16 protein-coding genes are annotated in these 25394 nt (G+C 72.2%); 8 read left to right on the top strand and 8 right to left on the bottom strand.

Annotated elements, in window-relative coordinates; all coding sequences use genetic code 11:
- Positions 1-61: 61 nt before the first annotated feature.
- Positions 62-2005, bottom strand: coding sequence for an ATP-binding cassette domain-containing protein (locus ACZ7HT_RS32485; protein ID WP_471172510.1), 1944 nt, complete (start codon positions 2003-2005; stop codon positions 62-64).
- Positions 2006-2435: 430 nt separating this feature from the next.
- On the opposite strand from ACZ7HT_RS32485, the gene ACZ7HT_RS32480 reads away from it, so the two are divergent.
- On the top strand, positions 2436-3485 hold the full coding sequence (locus tag ACZ7HT_RS32480; protein ID WP_471172508.1) for an LLM class flavin-dependent oxidoreductase: 1050 nt from the start codon (positions 2436-2438) through the stop codon (positions 3483-3485).
- A gap of 118 nt (positions 3486-3603) precedes the next feature.
- On the opposite strand, the gene ACZ7HT_RS32475 is transcribed toward ACZ7HT_RS32480, so the two are convergent.
- Both ACZ7HT_RS32475 and ACZ7HT_RS32470 read right to left on the bottom strand, forming a co-directional pair.
- Positions 3604-4266: a response regulator gene (locus ACZ7HT_RS32475; protein ID WP_471172506.1), complete on the bottom strand. Its 663-nt coding sequence runs from the start codon at positions 4264-4266 to the stop codon at positions 3604-3606.
- Positions 4263-5384, bottom strand: coding sequence for a sensor histidine kinase (locus ACZ7HT_RS32470; RefSeq protein WP_471172503.1), 1122 nt, complete (start codon positions 5382-5384; stop codon positions 4263-4265). The genes ACZ7HT_RS32475 and ACZ7HT_RS32470 overlap by 4 nt, the downstream gene beginning before the upstream one ends.
- 372 nt (positions 5385-5756) lie before the next feature.
- Between ACZ7HT_RS32470 and ACZ7HT_RS32465 the strand changes: the two genes are divergently transcribed.
- A complete protein-coding gene (locus ACZ7HT_RS32465; RefSeq protein ID WP_471172500.1) occupies positions 5757-7223 on the top strand; it encodes an alpha/beta hydrolase family protein in 1467 nt (488 codons plus the stop codon).
- 78 nt (positions 7224-7301) lie between these two features.
- Here the strand turns inward: ACZ7HT_RS32465 and ACZ7HT_RS32460 are convergent, their stop codons facing one another.
- The 3 genes from ACZ7HT_RS32460 to ACZ7HT_RS32450 all read right to left on the bottom strand — a co-directional run bounded on the left by ACZ7HT_RS32460 (position 7302) and on the right by ACZ7HT_RS32450 (position 14016).
- Positions 7302-8261, bottom strand: a complete 960-nt coding sequence (locus ACZ7HT_RS32460; protein ID WP_471172498.1) for an EamA family transporter — start codon at positions 8259-8261, stop codon at positions 7302-7304.
- A gap of 183 nt (positions 8262-8444) precedes the next feature.
- Entirely contained in the window at positions 8445-11690 is a 3246-nt protein-coding gene (locus ACZ7HT_RS32455; RefSeq protein ID WP_471172496.1) for a hypothetical protein, read from the bottom strand.
- A gap of 10 nt (positions 11691-11700) precedes the next feature.
- Positions 11701-14016, bottom strand: a complete 2316-nt coding sequence (locus ACZ7HT_RS32450; protein ID WP_471172494.1) for a CHAT domain-containing protein — start codon at positions 14014-14016, stop codon at positions 11701-11703.
- Positions 14017-14152: 136 nt separating this feature from the next.
- Here ACZ7HT_RS32450 and ACZ7HT_RS32445 point away from each other — a divergent pair, with 136 nt between their 5' ends.
- From ACZ7HT_RS32445 to ACZ7HT_RS32425, 5 genes are all read left to right on the top strand, one after another.
- The gene (locus ACZ7HT_RS32445) at positions 14153-14488 is read left to right on the top strand and encodes a CATRA system-associated protein (protein ID WP_471172492.1); all 336 of its coding nucleotides are present in this window, start codon (positions 14153-14155) and stop codon (positions 14486-14488) included.
- Complete coding sequence (locus ACZ7HT_RS32440; protein WP_471172490.1) at positions 14475-16052, top strand: CATRA conflict system CASPASE/TPR repeat-associated protein; 1578 nt, start codon at positions 14475-14477, stop codon at positions 16050-16052. Before ACZ7HT_RS32445 ends, ACZ7HT_RS32440 begins: the two co-directional genes overlap by 14 nt.
- 261 nt (positions 16053-16313) lie before the next feature.
- A complete protein-coding gene (locus tag ACZ7HT_RS32435; RefSeq protein WP_471172488.1) occupies positions 16314-16748 on the top strand; it encodes a hypothetical protein in 435 nt (144 codons plus the stop codon).
- A 1-nt stretch (position 16749) separates the two neighbouring features.
- Positions 16750-18162: a M64 family metallopeptidase gene (locus tag ACZ7HT_RS32430; protein ID WP_471172487.1), complete on the top strand. Its 1413-nt coding sequence runs from the start codon at positions 16750-16752 to the stop codon at positions 18160-18162.
- A 76-nt stretch (positions 18163-18238) separates the two neighbouring features.
- Positions 18239-22255, top strand: coding sequence for a WD40/YVTN/BNR-like repeat-containing protein (locus ACZ7HT_RS32425; protein WP_471172484.1), 4017 nt, complete (start codon positions 18239-18241; stop codon positions 22253-22255).
- A 166-nt stretch (positions 22256-22421) separates the two neighbouring features.
- Here ACZ7HT_RS32425 and ACZ7HT_RS32420 read toward each other — a convergent pair whose 3' ends face one another.
- Entirely contained in the window at positions 22422-23081 is a 660-nt protein-coding gene (locus ACZ7HT_RS32420) for a rhomboid family intramembrane serine protease (RefSeq protein WP_471172480.1), read from the bottom strand.
- Positions 23082-23283: 202 nt separating this feature from the next.
- Positions 23284-24411 (bottom strand): NADH:flavin oxidoreductase, encoded by a 1128-nt coding sequence (locus tag ACZ7HT_RS32415; RefSeq protein WP_471172478.1) that lies wholly within the window; start codon positions 24409-24411, stop codon positions 23284-23286.
- Between the two features lie 118 nt (positions 24412-24529).
- Between ACZ7HT_RS32415 and ACZ7HT_RS32410 the strand changes: the two genes are divergently transcribed.
- Entirely contained in the window at positions 24530-24964 is a 435-nt protein-coding gene (locus tag ACZ7HT_RS32410; protein ID WP_471172477.1) for a MarR family winged helix-turn-helix transcriptional regulator, read from the top strand.
- Positions 24965-25394: the final 430 nt, after the last annotated feature.

The raw sequence follows: 25394 nt of genomic DNA, 5'->3' as shown, positions 1-25394 counted from the left end.
CGTCGTAGGCGGCCGGCTCCACGCCGGTGGCGACGGCGCTCACTGGAAGGGACGCCGACCGTCAGGCGGGACGGTTCACCTCATGGCCGGTGCGCTGCTCCAGTTCCCACAGCGTCCGGAACAGCCCGGGATCCCGGGTGAGCTGTTCGTATGTCCCCTCCTGTACGAGGCGTCCCCGGTCGAGGACGACGATCCGGTCGGCGACGGCGACATTGGCGAGCCGGTGGGTGATCAGGAGGATGGCCCGGTCCTTGGCCAACTGCCGCAGGCCGGTGAAGACATGGTGCTCGGCGCGGGCGTCGAGGGCGGCCGTGGGTTCGTCCATCACGAGCAGGGCGGCCTGCCGGTGGAACGCTCGGGTCAGGACGACGCGCTGCCACTGCCCGCCGGACAGCTGGTGGCCGCCGAACCACTCGCTTGTCAGGAGCGTGTCGAGCCCGGACCGCAGCTCCGGCAGCATGTCCGCGGCCCCGGACGCCTCGCAGGCCGCCAGGAGGGCGGCGTCGCTGGTGTCTCCCTGCCCGAGGGTGATGTTGTCGCGAAGGGTCAGCGGCAGGTAGGTGAACCTCTGCGGGGCGAGCGCGACGTGCTTCCACGCTGCCCACGGCTCAAGCCGCGCGGTGGTCGCGTGGTCCCATGCGACTTCGCCGGAGGTCGGCAGCAGCAGACCGCAGATCAGCCGGGACAGCGTCGTCTTTCCCGACCCGTTCTCCCCGACGAGTGCCACGATCTCCCCGCGTCGCACCTGCAGCGACACCCCGGTGAGGCTGTCCTTCTGGGCACCGTCGTACCGGTAGGTGACGTCGCGGACCTCGAACCGCTCCGGCGCCGCCGGTAGCAGCTCGGAACCGCGGGAGGCCGTCATCGCCTGCCCGTGGGCGTTGTCGAGGAAGTTCTGCCAGTCCTGCACGTACCAGCCGGTGCGCACCAGCCGGGCGCCGCCGTTGATGATGCCGCGCACGGAGCTGGTGGCCGTCTGCAGGGCGAAGACCGCGCCGCCGCCGGCGGCCAGGTCCATCCGGCCGGAGACCAGGAGCCACAGCAGCGTGGTCCAGACCGCCGCCGACGCGACCCCGCCGGCCGCCGCCCCGATCAGGCCCATCCAGGCCCCGGTGCCGGCGGCCTTGCGCTCGGCGGCGTTGACCGACGCGGCGAGGCGCCGGTAGCGGCCCAGGAGGAACGGGCCGGCCAGGCAGGCGCGCATCTCCTCGCTGGACTCCATGTAGGACATGTGCCACCGCAGCTTGTGCAGCATCCGCCGGCGCCCCGACGTCTCCAGGCCCGCCAGGTACACCACCCGCGCGGCCCGCACGTACGCGGCGGCCTGCGGCAGGCACGCCAGGAGCAGCAGGGGAAGGAGAAGGGGGTGGATCACGGCGAGGACGGTCGCTCCGGCGGCGAGGGTCGCGGTGGCGGCCAGCACGTCCTGGGCCTCCTCCACGAGGTCGGGAGTGACCTGGGCGCCTCGGTCGGCGATGTCGTACGAGTCGTTGTAGCCGGGCCTGTTGTTCGCCGCGGCCTCCGCGCCGAGCGCCGCCTCGACCATGCTCACCTCCGCGGCCCGGGCGAGCACTGGCCGCAGCCGGCCGGTCAGCCACGTCACGGTGATCCCCAGCACGGCACGCAGACCGGTGGCCGCGGCGATGACGCCCAGCTGCGGAGCCGCCTCCCGCATCCGCTCCGTGATGTCACCGGAGGCGACCAGCGCGGTGAGGGTCCCGGTGACGGCGAACAGGCCCATGGCAGCCAGCACGCCGGAGCCGATCTGGCACGACAGCAGCCCGGCCGTCGCTCCCCGGTCCACCTGCCAGGCCATGGCCAATGACCGCCGTACCAACGAGGGCAGACGCCGTGCCATCGTGGCGGTCGTCATCTGTTCGCCGGCCCGCAACCGGGACTCGTCCCGGAACCGGAACTCCTCCTCCTGCGCGGTGCTCGCGTTCTCCGGGTGGGTTTCCTCGGCTTCGCCTGCGCTCGCCTGTTCGGATGTGCTTTCCACGGTCAAGCTGTCCCCCTGTCTCGTGGTCGGGGCCGGTTCGCGAGGCTCAACGAGCCGGCCCGGGACATCGAACGTGTGTATTTCGGTCGGGCATGAAATCCCGGGGTGGTGGGGGTGAAGGAGCGTGAAGGATGCATCGACCCGCATCCCGTAACAGGACCGCAGAGAAGAGCGGTTGGCCGAAACGCCGACGGTGCCGCTGCCCGCACGACATGACCCAGCCCCTGGACGCCTGCGGCCGACGGAATGCCCTTACTCACACGGCGCGTTGACCTGGTGGGAGTGTACGGTGATCAACAATTACTGAGCTGGGGACCACCACACCGTGGTCTCCCGAGTCGACCGGGTCGCACCGGCCACGAAGGGTGGCCCGCTTACTCGTCACCGTGAGCGCTACGTACGGCTGGCGCGCCCCGACACACAAGGAGGCATGCCAGTGAAGGCCAACAGCCATCCGATCGAGATCTTGGTCAACATCGGTGCGGGATCCGTGGCGGAGGCGGTCGCGGCGGCCAAACGGGCGGAGTCACACGGCGCGGCCCAGATCGGGGTGTGGGATTCACCGGCCGGGGTCCCGGACTGCTGGACCACGCTCGGGGTGTTGTCACAGTGCGTTTCGACGGCGCCCATCGGGACCGCGGTCACCAATCCGGTGACCCGGCACCCGGTAGTGACGGCGCGAGCGCTCGCCAGCCTCTCCGAAGTCGCTCAGGGCGGTGTGTTCCTCGGAATAGGCACGGGCGACAGCGGGGTGTACAACCTGGCGAAGCGCGCGGCGACGCTGCGGGACCTCCGGGAGTACGTGACATGTGTCCGGGAACTGCTCAGTGACGGCCGGGCTCGCTGGCACGACGCGGATCTGCGGCTGAAGCGGGAATCGGACGCGGCAGTGCCCGTCTACGTGGCGGCTCACGGCATGAGATCGCTCGAACTGGCCGCCCAGATAGCGGACGGCATTTTCATCGGCCTCGGCTACAGCGAGGACGTCGTCGATGAAGTGATGCGCGTGGTACGGCGAGGGGCCGAGCAGGCGAACCGGGATCCCGACGCCATCGACCTCGTCTGGAACACCGGCGCGATCAACATCAACAGCGACTCGGATCGCGCGGTGACCGACGCCGGTTGGATCGTGGCGTCCCTGTCACACCACTTCGCCAGATTCGGCATGTCGTCGAAGCTCGTCCCGGCCGAGCTCCAGGAGGGAGTCAGGAAGCTCGGTGAGCTGTACGACCTCTCCCAGCATGGACACCAGTCGACTGCGCGAAGGCAGGAGTACATCGAGGCCGCGATGGACCTCGGGGTCTGGGACTACCTGAGCGACCGGTTCCTCATCGCTGGTGACGAGGCGGACGTACAGGCCAGGATCGAGGCTCTGCGGTCGCGCGGCGTTCGCAAGTTCGAGATCGGGTTGTCCGTCGGCGGCCCGGACGGCGTGGCGTCGGTTCTCGACCTGGTGCACCGGATCAACGACACTGACCGTTCTTGAAAGGCCTACCCATCGGGCGCAACCCGTGAGGGAATGACTCATACCTGAGGCCGGCACCACACGCGGTCGGCCCAGTCCGCGCCGTGGTCTGGCCGCTGTTCTGAGCCACCGGCCGGCGTCAGGCCGGCGGGACCAGGCGGTTCTCGTGGGCGAAGACCACGGCCTGGATCCGGTCGCGGAGATCCAACTTGAGCAGGATCCGCCCCAGATGGGACTTCACGGTCGCCTCCGCCAGGTACAGGGCGGCCGCGATCTCGGCGTTGGACCGGCCGCGGCCGACCTCGACGAGCACCTCGCGCTCCCGGGCGCTGAGCCGGTCCAGCCGCTCGTCGCGGACGGCGGCGTCCCCGCCCGGCAGGTGCGGGCGGACGTCCTCCAGCAGGCGCCGGGTGATCCGCGGGGAGAGCACCGCGTCGCGCGCCGCGACGTTGCGGATCGCGGTGAGCAGCTCCTCGGGTCGGGTGTTCTTCAGCAGGAAGCCGGAGGCCCCGGCGCCGAGCGCGGCGAAGGCGTACGCGTCCAGGTCGAAGGTGGTCAGGATCAGCACCCTGCTCCGCGGGGACGCCTCGACGACCTGCCGGGTCGCCTCGATCCCGTCCGTCCCGGGCATCCGGACGTCCATCAGGACGACGTCGGGCCGCAGCTCCCGGGCGAGGCGGACGGCCTCGGCCCCGTCCGCGGCCTCGCCGACCGGTGCCATGTCGGGCTGGGCCTCCAGGACCGTGCCGAAGGCCGTCCTGAGCAGCGCCTCGTCGTCGGCGATCACGACCCGGATTGTCATACGGAGGCCGCCCCGCCGCTGTGGAGGAGGAGCCGCGTCCGCACGCCCCAGCCGCCGCCCGGAAGCGGTCCGGCCCGCAGCGTCCCCCCGTAGGCGGCCGCGCGCTCGCGCATGCCGGGGATGCCGTGGCCGGACGGTGCGGCGGCGGGAGGCGCAGGCCGGGGGCCGCTGTCGGTGATGTTCACGCCCACGCTCCCGGCCGAGCAATCGACCAGGACCGTCGCGCAGGTGCCGGCGGGGGTGTGCTTGAGGGTGTGGGTCAAGGCTTCCTGCACCAGGCGGTAGACGGTGAGTTGCGCGGTGGCCGGTACGTGGGCGTGGCCGCCGCGGACCTCAAGGCCGGTCGGCAGCCCGGCGGCGGCCATCTGGTCGGCGAGCGCCTCCAACTGGGCGATGCCGGGCGGCGGGTGGCGCTCCGCATCCCGCTCGTCGGCCCGCAGGACGCCCAGCGGCCGCCGCATGTCGGTCAGGGCCTGCCGGCCCGTCTCGGAGATCTGCAGCATCGCGGCGGTGGCCCGGTCCGGGGACCTGCGCTGCGCGTAGACGGCGGCATCGGTGAGCGCGACCATGACGGACAGGCTGTGGGTGACGATGTCGTGCATCTCGCGAGTGATCCGGGCCCGCTCCTCGGCGACGGCCAGTCGCGCCTGCTGCTCCTGGTGCAGCGCCAGCCGCTCGGCCCGTTGCTGCACGGCGGCGAGGTAGGCCCGGCTGGTCCGCACGTTCACCCCGTGGACGGCGGCGGTGACGACCGTCGCGGAGAGCGCGACGAAGGGCGTCAGGAACGCGCCGTCCGGTGCCCAACGCAGGCAGGCCAGTACGGCCCCGCCCTCCACGACGGCGGCGGCGGCGAGCACCGTGCCGCGCCGGCCCTTGTGCGCGGCCGCCGTGTAGAGCGCCACCAGCAGGACGACGTCCGCGGGCAGTTGGACGTCCGCCAGCCACTGGACGAAGGCGGCGGCCGCCACGGCGACGAACACCGCGAGCGGGGCCCGGCGCCGCCACACCAGCGGCAGCGCCAGGGCCGCGGTGAGCGCCACCGGCACCGCGCGAGGCCGTCCGGTGCCCGCCCGGTCGTGATGGCGAGCAGGAGCAGCGCCGGCAGTACCGAGTCCCACACCAGGGGCGGTACCCGGTCCCGGCGGCGCACCGTCACACCTCTCCGTTCCGTCGATCCGGCACGGTGGCGGCCCCGACCGGGGTCGCCACCCGCGTACACCCGGAGCCTGGGCCGCGGGACCGCTCCGCACATGAGCCCGGCGTCGGACATCACCGCGCCGGGGTACGACCGCAGGAGGAGCCCCGCCACCTCCCGCGGTCGCAGACCGGCCGCCGGTCGGGGGTGCCTGGTTGCCACTGCGGTCGCAGTAGCGCCCGCCTCCGTTGCCCCTGCGGTCGCAGTCGCGCCCGCCCCGGTTACGATCCCGGTCGCAGTCGGCGGCGACCCGGGACCGATGCGGCGGCGCGGACCCGGCGCCGAGCATGGCCGGGTGACCGAAACCGTCCCGGGACCGTCCATGTCCCTTCCGGAAGTCCTCGTCCTGCTGGGCGCCTTCGCACTGGTGGCGGCGCGCTGGCTCCCCCCGGCCGTCCGCCGGCCCGTCACCGTCGCGGCCGGGGCGGTCCTCGTGTCGTCGGCGATCGTGCTGGGCATCGCCGGGATCCGCTGGCAGATGATGCCGGTCCTGGCCGGCGCCGCCCTCGCCTCGGCGTTCGCCCTCCCGCCCCTGCTGCGGCGCCGTACCGGCCGACCGACGTGGCGGGCCCGCTGGTGGCTGGCCCTGCCGGGATCGCTGGCCTGCGCCGGCCTGATCGCCATCGGCCCGGTGGCCGCCTGGGCCTTCCCCGTGCCCGTTTTCCCCGAGCCGTCGGGCGCGTTCGCGGTCGGCACCCGGGTGGTGCAGTGGACCGATCCGCTCCGCCCCGAGAGCTTCACCGCCGATCCGGACGACCGGCGCACGGTCGTGGTCCAGCTCTGGTACCCGGCGCAGCAGAGCCCTGCGGGCACCCGGCGGGCCCAGTACCTCGGACGCACGGAGCAGGAGGCGCGCACCGTCGCCGACGCCCTCGCCGGCGGGGTCGGCCTGCCCGGCTTCGTGGTGGACGGCGTCCCGCGGGCCCGCAGCCGCGCCGTGGTCGACGCGCCGGTGGCCGGCGGGGGAGAGCGGTTCCCGGTCGTCCTCTTCTCCCCGGGGTCGGGCGGGGTGCGGACCCAGAACACCGCCTGGGCGGAGGAGCTGGCCAGCCACGGCTACCTGGTCGCCGCCCTCGACCACCCGTACGACTCCGCCGTCGTCGTCCTCGCCGACGGCCGCACGATCCGCGCCACCACCGCCTCCTCCGGGGACCGCGGCAGGGACGAGGAGCTGGCCGCCGACTGGACCGCCGTCCGGGCCGCCGACCTCCGCTTCGTCCTCACCCGGCTGGAGCACCTGGACCGTGGCGCGACCGCCGACCCGGTGGCCGGGCGCCTGGACACCGGCCGCGCCGCGGTGGCCGGGCACTCCCTGGGCGGTGCCGCCGCCCTGCAGGCAGCCCGGCAGGACCGGCGGTTCGACGCCGTCGTCGATCTGGACGGCTACCCCCACGGTCCCACCGCGCCCGCCCTTGAGCAGCCGGCGCTCGCGCTCACCCAGGAGATCACCGCCGGCACCGACCCGCGCTACCTGCCCCGTCTCACCGAGGCCCTTGAGTACACCACCGCGACGAGCTACCGGCTCACCGTCCCCGGCGCCGGACACCTCACCTTCATGGACGGCCCGCTCTACCTGCCGCCGGTGCCCTCGATCGTCGGCACCCTGGGCCGCACAGAAAGCCCGCGCGTCGTCGCCGCGGCCATCCTCGCCTTCCTGGACGCGGTGCTGCGCGGCCGCCCCGGCGACCCGGCCGACACCCTCCGGACCTACGGCACGGTCACATCGTCAGGGGCTCGGGGAACCGCGACGCCGACCAGGTGATCGGCCAAGAGCGCGCGAGAGGCCGTCCACGTGGTCGGCCTCACGGTTCCCCGAGCCCCCGGGCGTGATCCAGCCGAGCTACTTCCCCCGTTGTGCGGCGAAGGCCCCCGCCAGGACGAGCGCGCCGCCGGCGAGTTGGGGCAGGCCCAGGTGCTCGCCGAGCAGGACCCAGGCGAGGACGGTGGCGACCACCGCTTCCAGGTTGGCGACCACGCCGGCGACGGGCGGGGAGAGGTGCTGGACGGCGACGACGCCGGTCAGGTACGCGAGGACGGTGGCGACGAGGATCATCCAGGCGGCGGGGAGGGCGGCCGGCAGGGAGTGTCCGTTCATGGTCACGGAGCCGGTGAGGACCGGCCAGTCCGCCTCCCAGGGCCGGGTGGCGACGGTGAGGACGAGCGCGCCGATCAGCAGGCCGTAGGCGCTGACGGCCATCGGGTCGACGGGCTTCTCGCCGCGCCGGCCGGCGTCGGCGAGCACGAAGTACCCGACCTGGCAGCACGCCGCACCGAGCGCGAACAGAACCCCGAGCGCGTCGAACCGCAGCCCGTTCCACACCTCGACCACGCAGGCGAGCCCGGCGACGGCCACCGCCGCGCCGATCGTGGCGCCGCGCCCGACGGGCTTGCGCTGCACGAACTTCACGTACCCGAGCAGCAGCGGCGGCCCGAGGTACTCGATCAGCAGCGCGACGCCGACCGGGATGCGGGAGATCGAGGCGAAGTAGCAGGCCTGGACACCGGCCACGGCGAGCAGGCCGAAGCCGAGCAGCAGGCCGGGCCGCTGGCGGACCGCGTCGCGGTGGCGCCAGGCGAGCGGGAGCAGGACGACGGCGGCTCCCGCGACGCGCAGCCACACGGTGTGGAGCGGGGAGAGCCCGGCTTCGATCAGCGGTTTGGCGGCGGTGCCGGAGCCGCCGAAGGCGACGGCGGAGATCAGGGCGAGGGTGAGCCCGGCGGTGAGGGCGGGCCGGGTCGCGGGCGCCGGGGCGGCGAGTGGCGTTCCGGCGTCGGTCGGGGGATGGGTCTGGCTGTGCACCGACGCATTGTGCCAGCCGGCCCCGCCGCTCCGTAAGGTGCTATCTCACCGTTTGGTCCTGTGGTTGGGTCGGGTGCCGGGTCGGGTGCCGTGTCCGCCGTGCCACCGCCGCCGGCCGAGGGCGTCGGGGTGCCGCTGGGGAGGGGGTCGCGGTGCCGCTCGGGGTGCGGCTGGGCCGAGGGTTCAGGGCGCCTGCTGCCCGGGGTTGCCCGTCAGCTGTTCCAGAATCCTGCTGACCATCTCCGCCTCGTCGGGCCGCATTCCCTCCTGGAACAGAGCGGGGCCATGCGTTCCGTAGGCGAGGCGCTCGAGGGATGCGGCGAAGGGGCAGGCGTCATGGCCGTACTCCCGGCGCAGTTCGCGGAGGACGAGGAGCAGGTCCGGATCCTCGGTGCGGCCCGCGCGACGGCACAGCACGACGCGAACGATGAGCTGGTCCGCCGTGAGACCGGCGTAGGAACGCCCGTGTCGCCGGTCGGCGGCGCGCGGAGCAGGGCAGTCGAGCCCCAGAGCCTCGGCGACCGCGACGGGGACCTTCCGGTCGAGGGCGGCGAGGCTCGGCAGGACGAAGTCCCAGTGCCGGCCGATGCCGCAGAGCGCGCGGGCGAGCAGTCGGCAGATCCATGCGGGGGGTTCAGCCTCTCCGCCCCTCGCGGCGCGGGAGGTGTCCTCGTCCCGCGCGTGCTCGGCAGCGTCGGCGAGCAGTCGGGCGGCGCCCGCCTCGTCGCCCGCCTCCTTCAGCCAGCGAGCCACCTCGGCGACGACCGCGGGTACCTCACCCGGTTCCTTGGACTGCCACGCCCGCCGAGGCGCGTCCCCGGCTACCGGTTCCGTGCGCGCCGCGGACAGCGTCTTCCGCGCGGCTTCACGTTCGTGGTAGTCGCGGATCGTGCCGACCGCCTGCTCGGCCTCGGCGAGGTCACCGAGGCCGAGCAGGGCACCGATGACGGCGATGAGCGCCGGCCCCTGCCCGTAGAACAGCTCCTGAGCGATCCCCTTGGCCTCCGCGGCGACCACCCGGGCACCGTCGCTGTCGCCGCGGCGCGTCAATGCTGTCGCGACCGCGGCCATCGCCCGGACTCTATGTGCATGCCCGCTGTCCATGGCGTCCACGACGGACTGTGCCCGGGCGACGTCGCCCGCGGACGCATACGCCGACGCCACGGCTTCCAGGGCGGGTTCCCGGTGTGACCAGAACGAGAAGGAGCGGGCCAGGGTTTCGGCCCGGGAGAGGGCTCCGGCGCGGGCCAGTATGACCGTGGCACGGCTGAGCAGAACATCATTGGAGGTTCCGGCCAAGGCGGCCGCACGCTCGGTGAGTTGGCACGCGAAGGCGTGCTCTTCCCCTTCCACCAGCGCCTCGGCGAGCAGGAGCAGTCGGAGCGGGGGAAGCCCTGGTGTGGTGTGCGGCAACGCCGCCGCACGCCACGCGAGCCGACGAGCGGTGGCCGCGTCCCCTTCGGCGGCGGCCGCGGCGGCGATGGTGGCCAGCATCTCGGCGTGATGCGGCAGGGAGGCGGGCCCGGTGTCGAGCGCGCCGACGGACCCACCCTCGGCACCGGCCGCGGTGCCCTCGACGCCGTCGTCCGGGCTTGCCGCGAGCTGTTCCGCTTCTGCGGTCCTTCCGTTCTCGACCAGCCACACCGCGATGTCGCGCAGAACCTGCCGTGCCAGATGCGGTGTGGCGGCAGTGTGCGCCGTCCGTAGGGCCGCGTCGAGGGCGCCCGTCTCCAAGTGGGTGAGGGCCACCGCCTTGAGCACCGCAGGGCCGTCGAACTTGTGGCGGCGGCGGTGCTCCGCGTACAGGGCCTCGGCTCGGGCCGTGTCGCCCGCCGTGGCGAGGGCCACGGCCAGTTCGCAGGAGGCCGTCACACGGTCGCCGTCGTTCGAGATGCGGCTCACGAAGGATTCGGCGAGGTCTGGTCGGCCTTGCTCCACGAGCACCCGCACGAGGCCTGGCCGTGGATGGTGGCCGAGTGCATCCAGCAGGAGCTCGGTATCCGACAGGTCTGTCTCCTCCCGCAGCGCGCGGACAAGGGGCCCGACGGGAATCTCCCGCGCGACGGAGACGGCCCGTTTGGTCTCTCCTGCCACCAAGAGCCGGACGACGACGCTCCTCAGGGCATCGGCCCTGCCGAGATCGTCGGCGACGGAACGTGCCTCCTCCTCCGCCTGGTCGATGTCGCGGGCCGCGGCCATCGTGGCGGTCGTCAGCAGCCTTTTACGGGTCTGCTCGTCGGGCACCACGCGAAGGAGCCGGTGGAACTGCTCGTCCTGCCCGGTCGCCGCGAGTGCCAGGGCAAGCTGCGGCAGGGCCAGGACGCCCCCATGCTCCCGAACCGATACGGGGCCGGGGAACGCGCGGGCCAGCGACTCGGCCCGACCGCCCTGGCCGTCGGCAGCCAGCGCGACGATCACCGGTATCAGCGCCGTACGGTCGGCGCCGCCGGTGTCGTTGCCGCGGTCGCCTTCGGTGCCGTCGTCGTCGGAGGTGAAGGTCAGGGCGAGATGTTCGGCCTGGTCGAGATGGCCCGCGGCGATCTGAGCGTCCACCAGCGCGCGCAGCGCGACCGCCCTGTCCGTCACTGAGGGGGCCGCCCGGGCGACGCGCTCGGCCGACGTCCACTGGCCCGCTGCGGCGAGCCGCAGCACCGCGTCCTTCGCCGGCTTCTCGTCGAATGAACCCAACTTGGCGACGGCGCACGCGAGTTCGTCGATCGCATGCCGTGCCTGAGCGATTCGGCCCTCGTCCAGGAGCGCGAGAGTCAGGCCGGTGAAAGCGGCAGCCCTGCGAGCCGGTGCGTCGAAGGAGCGGGCGAGCTGATCGGCCCGTACCGGGTCGCCGGCAGCGGCGAGCGTCGCGGGCAGGCTGGTGGGCAGTCGGTCGCCGCGCCCGGTGAGTTCCTCGCGGAGCAGCGCCAGGACGGCGGCAGCGGCCAGGTCGGGGGCGTCCTGCACGGCGAGGGCGGACTGGCAGGCCGTGACCTCGTGCACGGCGGCGACATCGCCGCCGGTCAGCGCGCGCAGCCGCGCGTGCCGTGCCCGGTCGGTGCCGCAGGCCGCCATGCGGTGTACGTCGCCCGTCGACTCCAGAAGGCGGAAGTAGCCGTCCAGCAGGTATTCCGGGGTGCCGTCGGGCCAGCCGCCCACCTGGTACGACTCCGCCCACGCGTGCAGGGCCGCGGCGCAGTCCGCCGTGACGCGCTCCCCGGCCTCGCCCCTGACATGCTGCCGCTGCCCGCCGTCGGCGATCACGTGGACGGTCCTGCCGGTCCAGCGGCTCGCGGCCCGGCGGAGGCCGGTCCTTGAGGCAGCGGCGATCTCCCCGTCCAGCTCGTCCGGCGGGAGAGCGGTCAGGGCGAGCAGGTCGGCACGGGTCAGCCCGCCGCCGGCGACGGCGACGAGAACGGAGAGGCCCCCCTGGGGCACGGGGGCCACGCTAGACGCCCACATGGATGAACGGCACCCACGTGCTCGGGTGGCGGGGACGCCGCCGTCGTTCCCGGCTCACGGCATCGTGCAGCAGGGTCGCGGCAGAATCCGGCCGCGCCTCGGGGCGGGACTCGGCGAGCCGGCCGTAGACCGCCTTGGCCACGCGCTCGGTGCTGGTGTCGAGGACGGGCGACATCGTGCCGATGACGGACTGATAGCCGCGGTAGTGCAGGACGGAGGTCACGGAGATCATCTCGTCGAGGTCCATGTGGTCCGGGGCCGCTGTGGAGCACGCGGCGAGGAAGGCGAACTCCGGCCGCCTCGCACGGGCTTCGGCGAGGTCGGCGATGGTCAGATCCTGGTCGTGCAGCACCAGGCCGGTACGCTCCGGCGACACGGGGTCCTGCCGGCCGTGGCAGTCGAAATGGACCCGGCTGTGCCGCCCCAGCGCGCGTTTCACGTTCCCGGCGGTGGCCTGCGCCCCGTACAGCGTGGTCAGTACGTCCTCCGGGAGGAGGCCGGTGAGAAAGTCACGGAAGCGGGCCGTTGCCGGAAGGGCCTGATGGCCGGCGCGGCCGCCTGCCGACACCAGGAGCAGCCGATCCCGGTCGCCCCGATTCCCGTTCCGCTTGCCACTGCCACTGCCACTGCCACTGCCACTGCCACTGCCACTGCCACTGCCGCTGTTCTGGCGCAGGTCCCGGGCCTTGCGGGCGGAGATCAGGCTGCGCAGGGTCGGGGTGTACGAGGAAACGACCCGTTCCCCGGCCCCGGCAGGTGTACTGCCCGCGACCGGCCGTGGTGCGGCGGCGTGCAGCGGGAGCACCGCGAGCGGCCCGGAGGGGCACCACCACAGACGCGGGATCTCGCCGTCCCCGCTCTCCCCGGTGCGTCCGGGCAGGGCCAGCGCGGCGAAGACGGGCGCGGCGACGGTGTCCCACAGCCAGTGCAGTGTCGCCTGGATGCGCGCCTCCCGCTCCGCCCCGGTCAGTTCGTTCAACGCGGTGAGGTAGCCGCGGGCGTTGCGTCGTGCTGCCCGCAGCGTCAGGGCAGGCAGCGGGACGACCCGCGGCGCGTCCTCCTCCGCCGTCACGAGCAGGGCGTGACAGCCGAACCGGCTGAGGATCACCGCCACCACGGGCCCTTCGGCGGCGGCGGGCCTGATGTCGGAGAGGTAGCTCACCGTCCGGAAGGTGGCGTCGGGCAGGAGTCCCTGCGCGCGTTCGGCCGCCCGCGCCCAGCGCCGTTCGCGCCGCGCGGCGCCCTTCTCCGTGAGCTGGAGGACCAGTCCCCACCGTCGTGTGACCGCTGCGGAGGGTGTGTCGGGACGGGCGGTCCGCTCTGCCGCCACGTCGCGCTCGGCATAGCGATCGGGTGCCTCGCCGGGCCGATCGGGCCGTTCGAGATATCGGCAGGCCCGGTCCACGCGTCGGGCGAGCCGGCGGTCCACGGCCCGTAACTCGGCCCGGATCGTGGCGTGCAGCAACTGGTCCCACACCACCCCGCGGCCGGTCTCCAGCAGCTCGATCGCCTCGACCGGGCGCCCGGCGGCGATGGCGCAGGCCGCCGCGTCCGCCGTGACCGCGGCCTTGAGCGTGACCTGTTCGGTCGCCGGTCCCGGGCTTCCGGAGGGCACGCCCCATCCAGCCGTCCGGGGCAGCAGGGTGACGGCGGCGACCATGTCCTCGTACGCGGCCCCGGGCCCGTCCGAGGCCGCGCGGGCGCTGCCGCAGGCGTGCAGCGCACGAACCCGCTGTCGAGCCGGCGCCCCCGCCATCCCGGCAAGTCGCCGCCGCAGCACGTCGAGGTCCGGAGCCCACCCCATCTCTGCCCGCGACCTGCCCGGAGGTGCGACCCGCTCGATGACCTCCCACTCCTCAAGACACTCGACGAGCAACGCCACCCGCGCGGCATCCGCCGAGCTGCCCGATCCCACGATCCGCTCCACGCGGGCGTCGTCCACGGCGTGTTCACGGCCGGCCGCGTCCCCGGCCGACCGTCCGTCCGCCGCTTCGCTCAGCAGCCGGATCGCCGTCACGAGGTCGGCGACGTCCTTCTCCGGGCTCCGGCGGAAGCGGAGGAGCAGTTTCGCGGACAGGGCCGTCACGGCGGTCGCCCGGCGCCGAGTGCCGGGCTTCGCGCGTGCGACCGCCACGGTCAGGCGGTCCACGTCCGTCGGGGTGTCGCGCCCGGCACGAACGTCGCCGCGCAGACGGCGGCTCGCACGCTCGCGGACCTGCTCCTGAAGCGCGCGCCGCCGGGCTCGTTCGCGACGCTCCTGCTCCTGCTCCTCGCGGGACCGTTGATGGGAAACACTGGCCATAGGTGCCTCGCCTCGCAGCAACGTCTCGGACCCCACAGAACATGATGGGTAGTCATCCACCTTACTGTCATGGACCTTTGATCAATTTCTTGAATGGACGCGCATCGGTTCCGTTGCGCCGCTAGGTTCTGCGTACATGGAGGAAGAGCTGCGGCAGACGGCTGCCGAGGTCTTGGCGGATGTCGAAGTCTGGCAGCTCCGTGCCAAGAACTGGGACGCGGTCGGACAGGGTCTGAAGGCCATGCGGGATGCGCTCGCGGCGGGAGACCTCGCCGCCTTCCAGCAGGCCCTGGGGGATGTCGAGCTGGCAGGCCCTCAGCGCATCTCCGGGCTGGAGGACTCCTCCCTGCTGCCGCTGCCCGAGGAGCATCGCGAACGACTCGACGAGCTGGTCCATGCCCTGGACGGCGACAACCGGGCCTCCCGCGCCGCATCGGGCGCCGACGCCGCAGGTCCTGATGCTCCAGGCTGAGGCGCTGGGGGTGCATCTCTTCGTCGTCACCACAGGGGACGACCGTCACGACGCTCTCGCCTTCGTCAGGAAGCTGTGGAACACGTGCGGCGAGATGCTCGGGATGACCGTTCCGGTGGAGGGCACTGGTGCGGGGCTGGAACCGGGGGGCGGCTGGGACGCGTGCTTGGCGGGCGCCGCCGGGAGCGCGGATGTCCGGGGCGCGCGGGGGCTGCTCGCGGCGAGGAAGCGACCGGGACCGGGTGTGTGGCAGGCCGCGCTCCGGCGGGAGCACGACGTCCTGTGCCTGTCGGTCATGCTGGCGCCCGAGGCCGCCGACGGGCTGGGTTGGGCGGAACTGGACGCGCAGTGGTCCGGGGTCGTGCGGGCGTCCCGGAACACACAGCGGCACGAGTCAGGCGTACTCGGATCGGCCCGGCTGTATCTGGCACGCTTGGCCGAGCCGCCGGATTCCCCTCCTCCTTCGAACGGGCTCTGGGCTGCGCCCTCGGTCGCGCCGGAGGGCCCGCTGACCACCCACGTACGTACCCATGCGCCGACCGCTGACGACGCGTCGACGGGCTGGCCGTACGAGGGCGTCGTGGTTCCCCAGGGGTTCGCCGTGTGGGAGACCTCGGCGTCCCGGGATGCCCGCGATGAGCGCCGCCTGCTCGTCGTCGCCGCGCACGATCGCGACCCCGAGTTGACCGCCTGGGTCTGGACCACGCGTACACGCGCGCTGCCGCCCTTGGGGAAGTACCTGTTGCATGCGGCCAAGCTCCGCTACCAACTGAGGGTGTGGGCGTCGGCCGAGGGCATCGGCCGCCTGCGCGCCGCTACGGACAGGGTCGTCGGCGACGTACTGGAGAAGACGGACGCCACGCGGCGCGGGGCCGGCCGCCACTCGGAGTTGCTCGCCGCGTCCCGGGCTCTGGTCGATCTCCAAGCACGCGAACGCGGTCTGGTCGACCGCTCGACCCGCAGTCGCGAGATGTCCCGCACGGTGGAGATCGCCGCGGCCAATCTCGAAGCCCTCAGCGGCGGTCCGGATCTCGGCGGACTGTTCGCAGACGACCGGGCGCTGTCCGAGTGGTTCCTCCAGCGCCTCGACGACGATGCCACGTATCTGGAGGCGGCGCTGCGCCGGTGCACCCAAGTCGGGGCACTTGCCGACCAGTTGGTTCAACGCAGTCTGCAGCGACGGCAGGAGACGGTCAATCTCGGGCTGACGGGCGCCATCGGCGCCATCCTGATGAGCCTGGCAGCCGTGCAGTCCCTCCAGTACACCGTTCCGCTTCCCGGTTCGGTGAAACCCGCCGTCGTGGCCGCCCTGGGCGCCCTGGCCCTGGTGGCCTCCCTGGTGGTGCTGCGTGTCGTCGTGCCTGAGCGGCGGTGGTCGCTCGTCATGCTCAGACTGGGGGCAGGAGCGCTCGGAGGAACCGTCGCCTGGGTCGCGGCGTCCGCGCTGGGAGGCGGCGCCTTGGGGCCGGGGTGGACGTGGCTGTGTGCGGCGGCCGGGACAGCCCTCGCCCTGGCCGCGGCAGCAGCGAGCGCCAGGCGCGGCGACCGCGGCGGAGGCACATGACGCTGCTGCTCCCGGCCGTGCCACGGCCGCTCGAAGAGCTGGTGGCCGGACCGGCCGCGGCGCACAAGGGGGGAGCCACCGTCCGGAGCGTCACCCGTTCGGCGTAGGTCGATCGTCTCCTGCTCACCGGCCGGCGCGTCGCTGTCCGGCCCGCCACGGCCTGCGGAGGGGTGTGCCCGTGGTGTGGCGCGCCCCGTCCGATGGTGGTCCGGTGGACGTGACGACCGTGTCCGGGAAACCGGATCCGAGGAGGCGTACCTGATGAGCGGTGCGATACGGCTCACCTTCGAGTACCGGGGCCACCACATCGAACTGGTCGCCAGTGAGCACGTCGACCTGGTGATTCCGGGCGGCGTGGCGGCACAGCAGGGTTTGGCGGTCGGCCTGGCCCCGGCCGGCCCCACCGAAGAGCCGGGCGTCTCGGTCGGCTACCGGGTGGACCTCTTGGACGCGCGCGGACAGCGGATCCACAGCCATCCGCTGGACAACCCGATCACCGAAGAGGCGGAGGTCCTCTCCGCCGACCCGGACCGGCCCTTCACGCACCAGCCGGTCTCCCAGCCCAAGGGACGCTTCTTCGTCCTGGTACCCGCATTGGCGGAGGCCAGGGAAGCGTCGCTCCTGCGCATCACCGTGAAGACGCAGGCGGTCGCCCGGTATCCACTGGGACACGACGCCGAGGGGGGTGGAACCTGACATGGGTACCGGCGACGGCACCGTCCTCGGCACGACTGTGCTCCACAACAGCGGCCCGGCCGCCTCGCGGTGGAACCTCGTTCTGCTCTCGGAGGGCTACAGGAGCAGCGAGATGACCCAGTGGCACACGGACGCGCAGTTCTTCGTCAGCCAGCTCTTCGCCATGCCACCGTTCGACGAGCCGGCGGTCCAGGGCCGGATCAACATCCACCGCGTGGACGTCACCTCCACCGACAGCGGCGCCGACGACCCCGCGCCCTGCGGCGGCACGGGAGCCACTCCGAAGACCTATTTCAACGCCACGTACTGCACCGGCGGACTCGCCCGACTGCTGACGGCCGACACGGCGATCGTGCAGGGCGTGCTCACGGCCCAGGTTCCTTCCTGGCACCAGGCGATCGTGGTGGTCAACAACACCAAGTACGGAGGCTCGGGTGGAGCCATCGCCGTGAGCTCGACGACCACCAACTGGGTCACGGTCGCCGCGCACGAACTGGGACACGCCGCCTTCGGACTCGCCGACGAGTACGAGTCCTGGGCCGGTTGCGGCAGCGGGGAGACCGGACGCGACTCCTACAGCGGCATCGAACCGACCGCGCCGAACATCACCCTCGACACCGGCCGCACCACGATCAAATGGGCGGCGCTGGTCCAGGCGACGACGGCGATGCCCACGTCCAAGAACGCCGACTGCGCGCTGTGCGACCCGCAGGCCAACCCCGTGGCCGCCGGCACGATCGGCGCCTTCGAAGGCGCGGGCAACTACCACTGCGGTCTGTACCGGCCGGCGTTCAACTGCATGATGCGCAACCTCACCCCGTTCTGCGCCGTGTGCCGGCGCGTGATCCGCCGTACGCTGCTCCCCTTCGAATGGGACCTGCGCGCGGTGGACGTGACGTCCACCATCGTCGAGTGCGTGTTCGCGCCCTCGGGCGCGCCCGTGCCGAACGACATCGCCCCGGCCATCCAGATCGCGGGCGCCACGGGATCGGGTTCGCTCCAGTCGCGTCTGTACCCGCCCGGTGTCGCCGGCTCGGTCGGCGCGGGTCGCTACCCGTACCAGTACCGCGTCGACATGACACCGGTCTCGGGGCCGCTGCCGGCGTCGGCCGTCCGCACGCTCAGCCTCGACTTCGGGCCCGTCAGCCGTATCGACTACGACGGAACCGGCGGATCGGACCTCTACGTCATCACCCAAGGCGGACCCGGAACGGTCCGGCCCACCTCCGTCACCCAGCGGGACAACCGCCTCACCATCGCCTTCGGCGCCTCCGGTGTCGCGGCCGGCAACAGCAGCTTCACCATCGGCCTCACATCGGACCATCCGCCGCGCGACACCACCGCCCAGGTCACCGACGGAGCCGGGAACACGTACACCATCGCCACCCGCGCCCCCGCGTTCCCCCCACCCTAAAACCCGGCGTCGAGTCCCGTTCAAACATTGAAACTTGCACAGGAAGTGCCTCTGACCTGCGCCTATCGTGAGATTCATGGACGGCTACGGAAGCGACACCGGCCGGTCCGACGGTGGACCGGCCGCCACCCCTCACCTCGACGTCAGCCTCCCCGAATGCAGGCAGGGCATGCCGCTCGAGATCCGCGGGACGGGCTGGCAGAGCTGGCCGATCCGCCTGTCGGTCGACGGGCAGGCGGTTCTGCCCGACCGGGTACTACAGGGCCTCACCGTGCCCGATCCCGCCCGGGACAAGGGCGAGGCGATCCGCCCGGACGGCACCGGGGCCTTCCTCTGCCGGCTCTCGACGCTACGGATGGACCCGGGCGAGCACCACATCGGGGCGGCGTACGCAGAAACGGGGGAGGGGTACGCGCAGGACGAGTACGAGGGCAGCGCCCACACGCGGGTGGTGATCAGGGCGCGGGGCGGCGAGGTCCCGCCGCCGGACCTCGATGACGGGCGGGGAACCGGCGCCGGTGAGGAGCCGGAGGCGAGCGACAGCGCCTTCGAGCGCGAGCGATTCCACTGGGAGCGCCGCTTCGGGCACCTCGGCCGCATCCCGCCCGGCGTTCGGGAGACGCAGATCTCGCAGGTCAGGGCGCTCCGGGAGCGTCGGGACCGCATCGAGGCGGGCCTTCTGGCCACGGCGGACCAAAGCCCGGGCACCTTCCCGCCGCCGCCGGTGACCGGCGGCACCAACTGGACGCCGGTGGGCCCCGGCCCGGTGGTGTCCTTCGGCACCGGCTACAGCGGCCGCGCCCTCGCGATCGCCATCGACCCCACCGACCCCAAGACGGTGTACCTGGGCACGGCGAACGGCGGCGTGTGGAAGAGCACGGACCGCGGGCTGACCTGGACCCCGAAGTCGGACTTCCAGCACAGCCTGGCGATCGGCGCCCTGGCCGTCGACCCCGACGACCATCTCCACATCGTCGCGGGAACCGGTGAGTTCCAGTCCTCGGCCGACACCTACTACGGCAACGGCCTGCTGAGTTCCTCCGACGGCGGCGACACCTGGACGGAGCTGGCGACGGCGCGCTTCGAACGGGCCGAGATCACCCGCCTGGCGTTCGATCCGACGGACGCCACGGGCAAGGGCCTGCTGTTGTCCTCCAGCATCGGTGTCTTCGAGAGCACCGACGGCGGTGTGAACTGGACGCTCCTCACGGGCCCCGGCCTCTACACCGACATGGTGGTCCTCCGCGTGCCGGGCCCCCAGGGCACCGTCAAGGTCATCACCGCCCTCTTCGGCCAGGCCCTGTTCACGAGCACGAGGACCAACGGGACGTGGTCCGCCTGGACGGTGATCAACAGCCCCGAGCTGCCCGCGGCCGGCACCTTCGACCGGGTGGCGCTGACGCAGCAGGCGGAGAACCCCACAGTGATTCTCGCCCTGTTCGCCTGGTTCCCCGGCTTCGTCGCGCTCGCAAGGACGACGGACGGAGGCGCCACGTGGTCGGCGGTTCCGATGCGCCTCAACTCCCCGGCGGCGCCGACGACATCCGCGAGTGCGGGGCACGCCCACGACTTCACCGTGCCCGCCTCGGACATGACGGCGGCGACGGCTCCCCACACGTACACGAGCTCGTCGACCGGAACCCCCACCCACGCACACACCGTGTCGTTCACCGCTCAGCAGTTCGCACGTCTGGCCGGCGGCGGACAGGTGACCCTGACCACCGACGATGTCGCGGGTCACACCCACACGGCCACCTTCGGCTTCACCGACCAGAGCTGGTGGGCCCTCAGTGTGGCCGTGCACCCGACGGATCCCAACATCGTGTTCGTGGCCGAGCGCAGCCTGTGGCGCTCCAGCACCGGTGGCGGCGTCTTCGACTACGTCGCGAACGTCCACGACGACCACCATGCTCTCGTCTTCGATCCCGTCAACCCCGCGACTTGCTGGGAGGCCAACGACGGCGGTATCCAGATCTCCACGGACACCGGAATGACATGGAGCCACCGCAACCGCGACCTGGCGACGCTGCAGTTCGAGTCGCTCTCCCTCCACCCCGAATGGGAGAACGTCATGCTGGGCGGCACCCAGGACAACGGCGTCCAGCGCTACGCGGGGACTCCGGCCTGGACGCTGTCGAGAGGCGGGGACGGCGGCTTCACGGCGATCGACCCGTCGAAGCCCACACGGATGTTCATCCAGTACACCTACGCGAGCATCCTGCGGTCGGACGACGCCGGATCCTTGTGGAACACGAAGAACAGCGGGATCGCCGACGGCGACGTCGAGTTCTACGGCCCGTTCGCGCTGGACCCGGCCACCCCCACGACCTGCTACTACGGCGGCGGACTGCTCTGGCGCAGCGCGAACAGCGGGGACACCTGGTCTGCGGTCTCGGCGGCGCCGGTCAAGGCGATCACGGCGATCGCCGTCCATCCCACCGACAGCACCATCGTGTACGCCGGAACGAAGGACGGGCACGTCTACCAGTACCGGCGTACCGGAGCGACATGGAACCCCGCGGACGTGACGCGCACCGATCTGACCGCCGCGCCCCTCCCCGCGGTGTGGATCTCGGACATCGCCGTCGACACCGCGGGCAATCTCTGGGTGACGATCGGAAGCCTGCTGAAATCCGAGGCGACCGGAGAGTTCACCAACGACCACGTCTACCGGTGGTCCGCGACCCTCGAGGCGTGGACCTCGCGCTCCCACGGCCTGGCGCAGGCGAATCCCATCAACACGATCGTCATCGACCCCACCGACAGCAACCATCTCTTCTGCGGCGGTGACCTCGGCGTCTTCCGGACCGATGACGCCGGCCTGAACTGGCTCCCGTGGGACGAGGGCCTGCCCAACTCCCCGGTGTTCGACCTGGTTCTGCACGCCAAGAGCCGGCTGCTGCGCGCGGCCACCCACGGCCGGAGCGTCTGGGAGCGCCCCGTCGACACGGCGCAGACGAAGATGGTCGACCTGTACGTGCGCGACACGGTCCTCGACTCCGGACGGGTCCAGCCGTCCCCCTCGGGCGTCGCGGACCCCTTCGACCCGAGCGCCACGCCGGGCGTGATGTGGTGGTGGCAGAGCCCCGACATCGTCGTGGACGCCCCGGAGCCGACCTACCAGACGGTCACCCCGGTCGGCGACTACGTGGCGCTGACCACGATCGCCCACCGGAGCGCCCGTCGGGACCGCCTGAACCGCTTCTACGTCCAGGTGCACAACCGGGGCGTGAGCGCGGCGACGAACGTGCGCGTACGGGCGTTCCTGGCCGACGCCTCGGCCGGCCTGCCGGCGCTGCCCCCGGACTTCTGGTCCGGCGGCAGGCCCTTCGACGCGGATCCCGCGGCCACGGCGTACACGCCGCTGGGCCCGGCCAGGACGTTCGCGCGGCTGGAGGCGGCGGAACCGGGCGTGGCCGAGTGGGACTTCCTCATCCCGGCCACGGCCGCCTCGCACTCCTGCGTCCTCGCCGTCACCACGTGCGACGAGGACCCCCTCCAGGCCGCCCAGATCTTCGACGTGGGGACGCTGGTGACCTCCAGGAAGCATGCCGCGCTGAAGAACCTCCAGGTGGAGAACGCCCTGCCCGGCGGTGTCACACCGTCCAGGGCCTTCGTCGTCATGCTGAACAACCTCCAGCAGACCGCCCAGCCCTTCACCGTACGGTTCGACTGGGCGAACCTGCCCGCGGGGACCCGGCTCTACATCACCTTCGAGAAGCTCGGGAACGCCCAGGGGCCGCAGCCCGGCCACGGGGTGGAACAGCTGGAGAACGCGGGCCAGTTCCTCCCGGCCACCTTCACCGATCGCAACGGACAGGTGCGCAAGTTCGACTTCGCGCGCTCGTTCGTGATGACGCCCGACGAGCACCGCAAGAACGTGCTGAAGGGCGTGCACATCGACCCCGACCGCGGCTCGCGCGGTCTCGCCGTCAACGTCCGGCTGCCCGAGGGAGTGGCCGACCGCCCGGTGGAGTTCCACGTCCTGCAGGAATTCCAGGACAAGGTGCTGGGCGGTAGCACCTACGTCGTCCGGCCCACCCACCCCGATCCCGCGAGTCGGTCGGGCAACCAGACAGGGGAGACCCTGTGATGCCCCTCAGCCCCCACGCTCCGACCCTGGTCCTGGAGGGGAATTGGTCCTGGGATCCCGGTCCGTGGGCACGTTCGCCAGGGGCCGGTACGCCGGTTGGGGTCGCCTGGTCGCCTGCAGTTGGCAGGTTCTGGGCAGCCGTCTGGCGGCCGTCCGTCGCTCGGGGTCAGGCCACCAGGTATCGGCGGACAGGAGACGCCAGTCCGACCCCGAGTACGCAGCCGACGAGGAGCCCGACGCCGTGGTTGTTGGCGAGGAGGCAAAGGACAAGGCCCGCGGCGGGGATGAGGAGGGCCACCCTCCGCAGGGCGGTGACGCTGCCGCGCGTCGCGTAATGGGTGCCGAGGGCGCCGACGAGGCCGCAGATCGCGACCGAGTCGCCGCCTCCCTGGAGACTCCAGCCGGCCATGCTCACCGCCTGTGCCGTCACACCGCTTGTCGTGAAGATCAGTACCATCCGCCAGGGACCGAACTGTCGCTCGGCGATCGGAGCGACAACGGCCAGCGCGGCGAGGTTGAAGAGGAGTTGAAACCACCCGGACGACTGGACCAGCAAGGCGGTCACGGCTCGCCACCACGCGCCATGAGGGTGGCGCTCCAGCGCATCGATCATGGCGGGTGCGACCACCTGGGCCATGCCGAACGCGACCATGGTGCCCATCAGCCCCGCAGCGGCTCTCGGGACAGGCCGCCGCCATGACTGCAACAGGGCCAGTGGAGGAGCCTTCTCCTCGCAGTCCTTCACGGCGAGCGCCGCCAGGAGTCGGACGCCCGACACGACGACGGCCGCGGCGCACCCGTAGAGCAACACGTAATGCATGTCCATGCCAGCAGCCTGCCAGATGGCGCAGCAGACCCTGCAGGTACTTCCCTCCCGGCGGCGACGCACCCCCGGCCCGGACAGCGTCGAAGGCGGGATGGGGACACGTCACCCGTCAGGTAGCCGCGCGACGGCCCGCCAGCCTCCCGGCCAGAACGCGAAACGGTTCGCCGACGGGACGCGGCGAACCGTCACGAGAGTTCGAGGCCTAGCTCAGCGTCTTGACCGCAGCCGCGTTGTACGGCTTCAGCTCGTCGGTCCGCCCCGCCAGGACCTTCGCCGCCCATTCCGGGTCCTGGAGCAGTGCGCGGCCGACGGCGACCATGTCGAACTCGTCGCGCTCCAGGCGGTCGAGGAGGTCGTCGATGCCCTGGACCGGGGCGCCCTCGCCCGCGAAGGCGTGGATGAAGTCGCCGTCGAGGCCGACCGAGCCGACGGTGATGGTGGGCTTGCCGGTGAGCTTCTTGGTCCAGCCCGCCAGGTTCAGGTCCGAGCCGTCGAACTCGGGTATCCAGTGGCGGCGGGTGGAGGCGTGGAACGCGTCGACGCCGGCCGCGGCCAGCGGGGTCAGGATCGCCTCCAGCTCCTCCGGGGTCTCGGCGAGCCGCGCGTCGTAGGCGTCCTGCTTCCACTGCGAGTAGCGGAAGATGACCGGGAAGTCGGGCGAGACGGTCGCGCGCACCGCGGCCACGATCTCGGCCGCGAACTTCGTACGGGCCACAGGGTCGCCGCCATAGGCGTCGGTACGGCGGTTCGTCCCCGCCCACAGGAACTGGTCGAGGAGGTAGCCGTGGGCGCCGTGCAGTTCGACGCCGTCGAAGCCGATGCGCTCGGCGGCCGCGGCGGCCTCGGCGAAGGCGCCGATGACATCGTCCAGGTCGCTCTGGGTCATCGCCTTGCCCGTGCCCTCGGTGCCGTCGGGGCGGATGCCGGAGGGGCCCATCGCCGGGGCATCGGGGTAGGGGGCCTGGCCCTGCTCGCGCACCATGCCGATGTGCCACAGCTGCGGCACGATCGTGCCGCCCGCCGCGTGCACGGCCTCGGCGACCTTCGCCCACCCCGCGAGCTGCTCCTCGCCGTGGAAGCGCGGCACACGGTCGCTCTGCCCGGCCGACTCGTGGCCGACGTAGGTCCCCTCGGTGACGATCAGGCCCACGCCGGCGGCGGCGCGGCGGGCGTAGTACGACCGCACGTCCTCGCCGGGGACTCCGCCGGGGGAGAACATGCGCGTCATGGGCGCCATCGCGATGCGGTTCGGGACGGTCAGGCCGTTCAGCGTGACGGGCCGGGACAGGATCTCGGCCGCGCGGGAGGTGGGGGACTCGGTGACGGTCACGGGGACGCTCCTCATGGCTACTACTTGACAACCTTGATGCTTGAGAACTTCATGCAATGAGGAGACGGTAGAGCCACATACTTGAGATGGTCAAGTACTTCCGGGTAGTGTGGCCTCCATGACAGAAGGCCCCCGCGTCGACACGGCCGGGCTCATGGAGCTGCTCTCCGTGTCGCTCGGCGTCTACTACGGCGATTTCACCGTCGCGGCGGCGAGTGAGAACCTCACGGCGAGCCAGGGCAAGGCGCTCACCGTGCTGCGCCGGGGACCCGCCGCGATGCGCGCCCTGGCCGAGAGCATGGCCTGTGACGCTTCCAACATGACGGGGATCATCGACCGGCTGGAGCAGCGAGGCCTCGTGCGACGCGAGGCCGACGCCTCCGACCGGCGCGTCAAGAACGTCATCCTCACGGCCGAGGGCGAACGCGTCACCGACGCGATCCGCGCGAAGATGCGCACCACGCAGGAGGGCCTGGACAGACTCGACGACCAGGACAGGGACTGCCTGTACACCCTGCTGGAACGGGTCTTCGTCTCCCGCCCCGCCGTCTGACCCCGGCCACGCTGCGCCTCCTCCGAGACCCTGTTCGCCAGACCTCCCGGCGCCGGGGAGACACTGACGTCCGTCGCCTCGATCGGGCCGCGGTCGACACCGGACGCCGCGTCTACTTCACCACCGCCGCCAAGCTCGCAACCAGGTCCCCGCTTGCGCCGGCCCTCTGACCAGGGGTGTGCAGCTGTCCGAGACCCTGTTCGGGCCAGAGTCCGACGGGCGAATCGGACCCGACGGGTATCGCCGAGCCCCGGCCACGATCCATAGGGGGCGCTATGCCCTGGAGCCCGAGGCATAGGAAGCCCCCGAACCCTAGTGATCTGGTTTTGAGGTCTTGGGTCGCCACGTGAGGCGACCCCTGTTTCAGATTGCGGTGTTCGCCTGCGGCCGGTCGCGCGTTCGCGCTGTCCTGTGGGCATGGGCGATACCC

Source organism: Streptomyces sp. NPDC037410 (assembly GCF_055602235.1).
The sequence above is the reverse complement of the archived record's forward strand: the minus strand, read 5'-3'. Positions and strand labels throughout refer to the sequence as shown.

What these genes read in the sequence shown, in the direction of transcription:
- ACZ7HT_RS32475 (WP_471172506.1), bottom strand. Translation starts at nt 4,266, where the DNA reads ATGACAATCCGGGTCGTGATCGCCGACGACGAGGCGCTGCTCAGGACG.
- ACZ7HT_RS32410 (WP_471172477.1), top strand. Translation starts at nt 24,530, where the DNA reads ATGACAGAAGGCCCCCGCGTCGACACGGCCGGGCTCATGGAGCTGCTC.
- ACZ7HT_RS32440 (WP_471172490.1), top strand. Translation starts at nt 14,475, where the DNA reads ATGCTCCAGGCTGAGGCGCTGGGGGTGCATCTCTTCGTCGTCACCACA.
- ACZ7HT_RS32430 (WP_471172487.1), top strand. Translation starts at nt 16,750, where the DNA reads ATGGGTACCGGCGACGGCACCGTCCTCGGCACGACTGTGCTCCACAAC.
- ACZ7HT_RS32445 (WP_471172492.1), top strand. Translation starts at nt 14,153, where the DNA reads ATGGAGGAAGAGCTGCGGCAGACGGCTGCCGAGGTCTTGGCGGATGTC.
- ACZ7HT_RS32450 (WP_471172494.1), bottom strand. Translation starts at nt 14,016, where the DNA reads ATGGCCAGTGTTTCCCATCAACGGTCCCGCGAGGAGCAGGAGCAGGAG.
- ACZ7HT_RS32435 (WP_471172488.1), top strand. Translation starts at nt 16,314, where the DNA reads ATGAGCGGTGCGATACGGCTCACCTTCGAGTACCGGGGCCACCACATC.
- ACZ7HT_RS32425 (WP_471172484.1), top strand. Translation starts at nt 18,239, where the DNA reads ATGGACGGCTACGGAAGCGACACCGGCCGGTCCGACGGTGGACCGGCC.
- ACZ7HT_RS32420 (WP_471172480.1), bottom strand. Translation starts at nt 23,081, where the DNA reads ATGGACATGCATTACGTGTTGCTCTACGGGTGCGCCGCGGCCGTCGTC.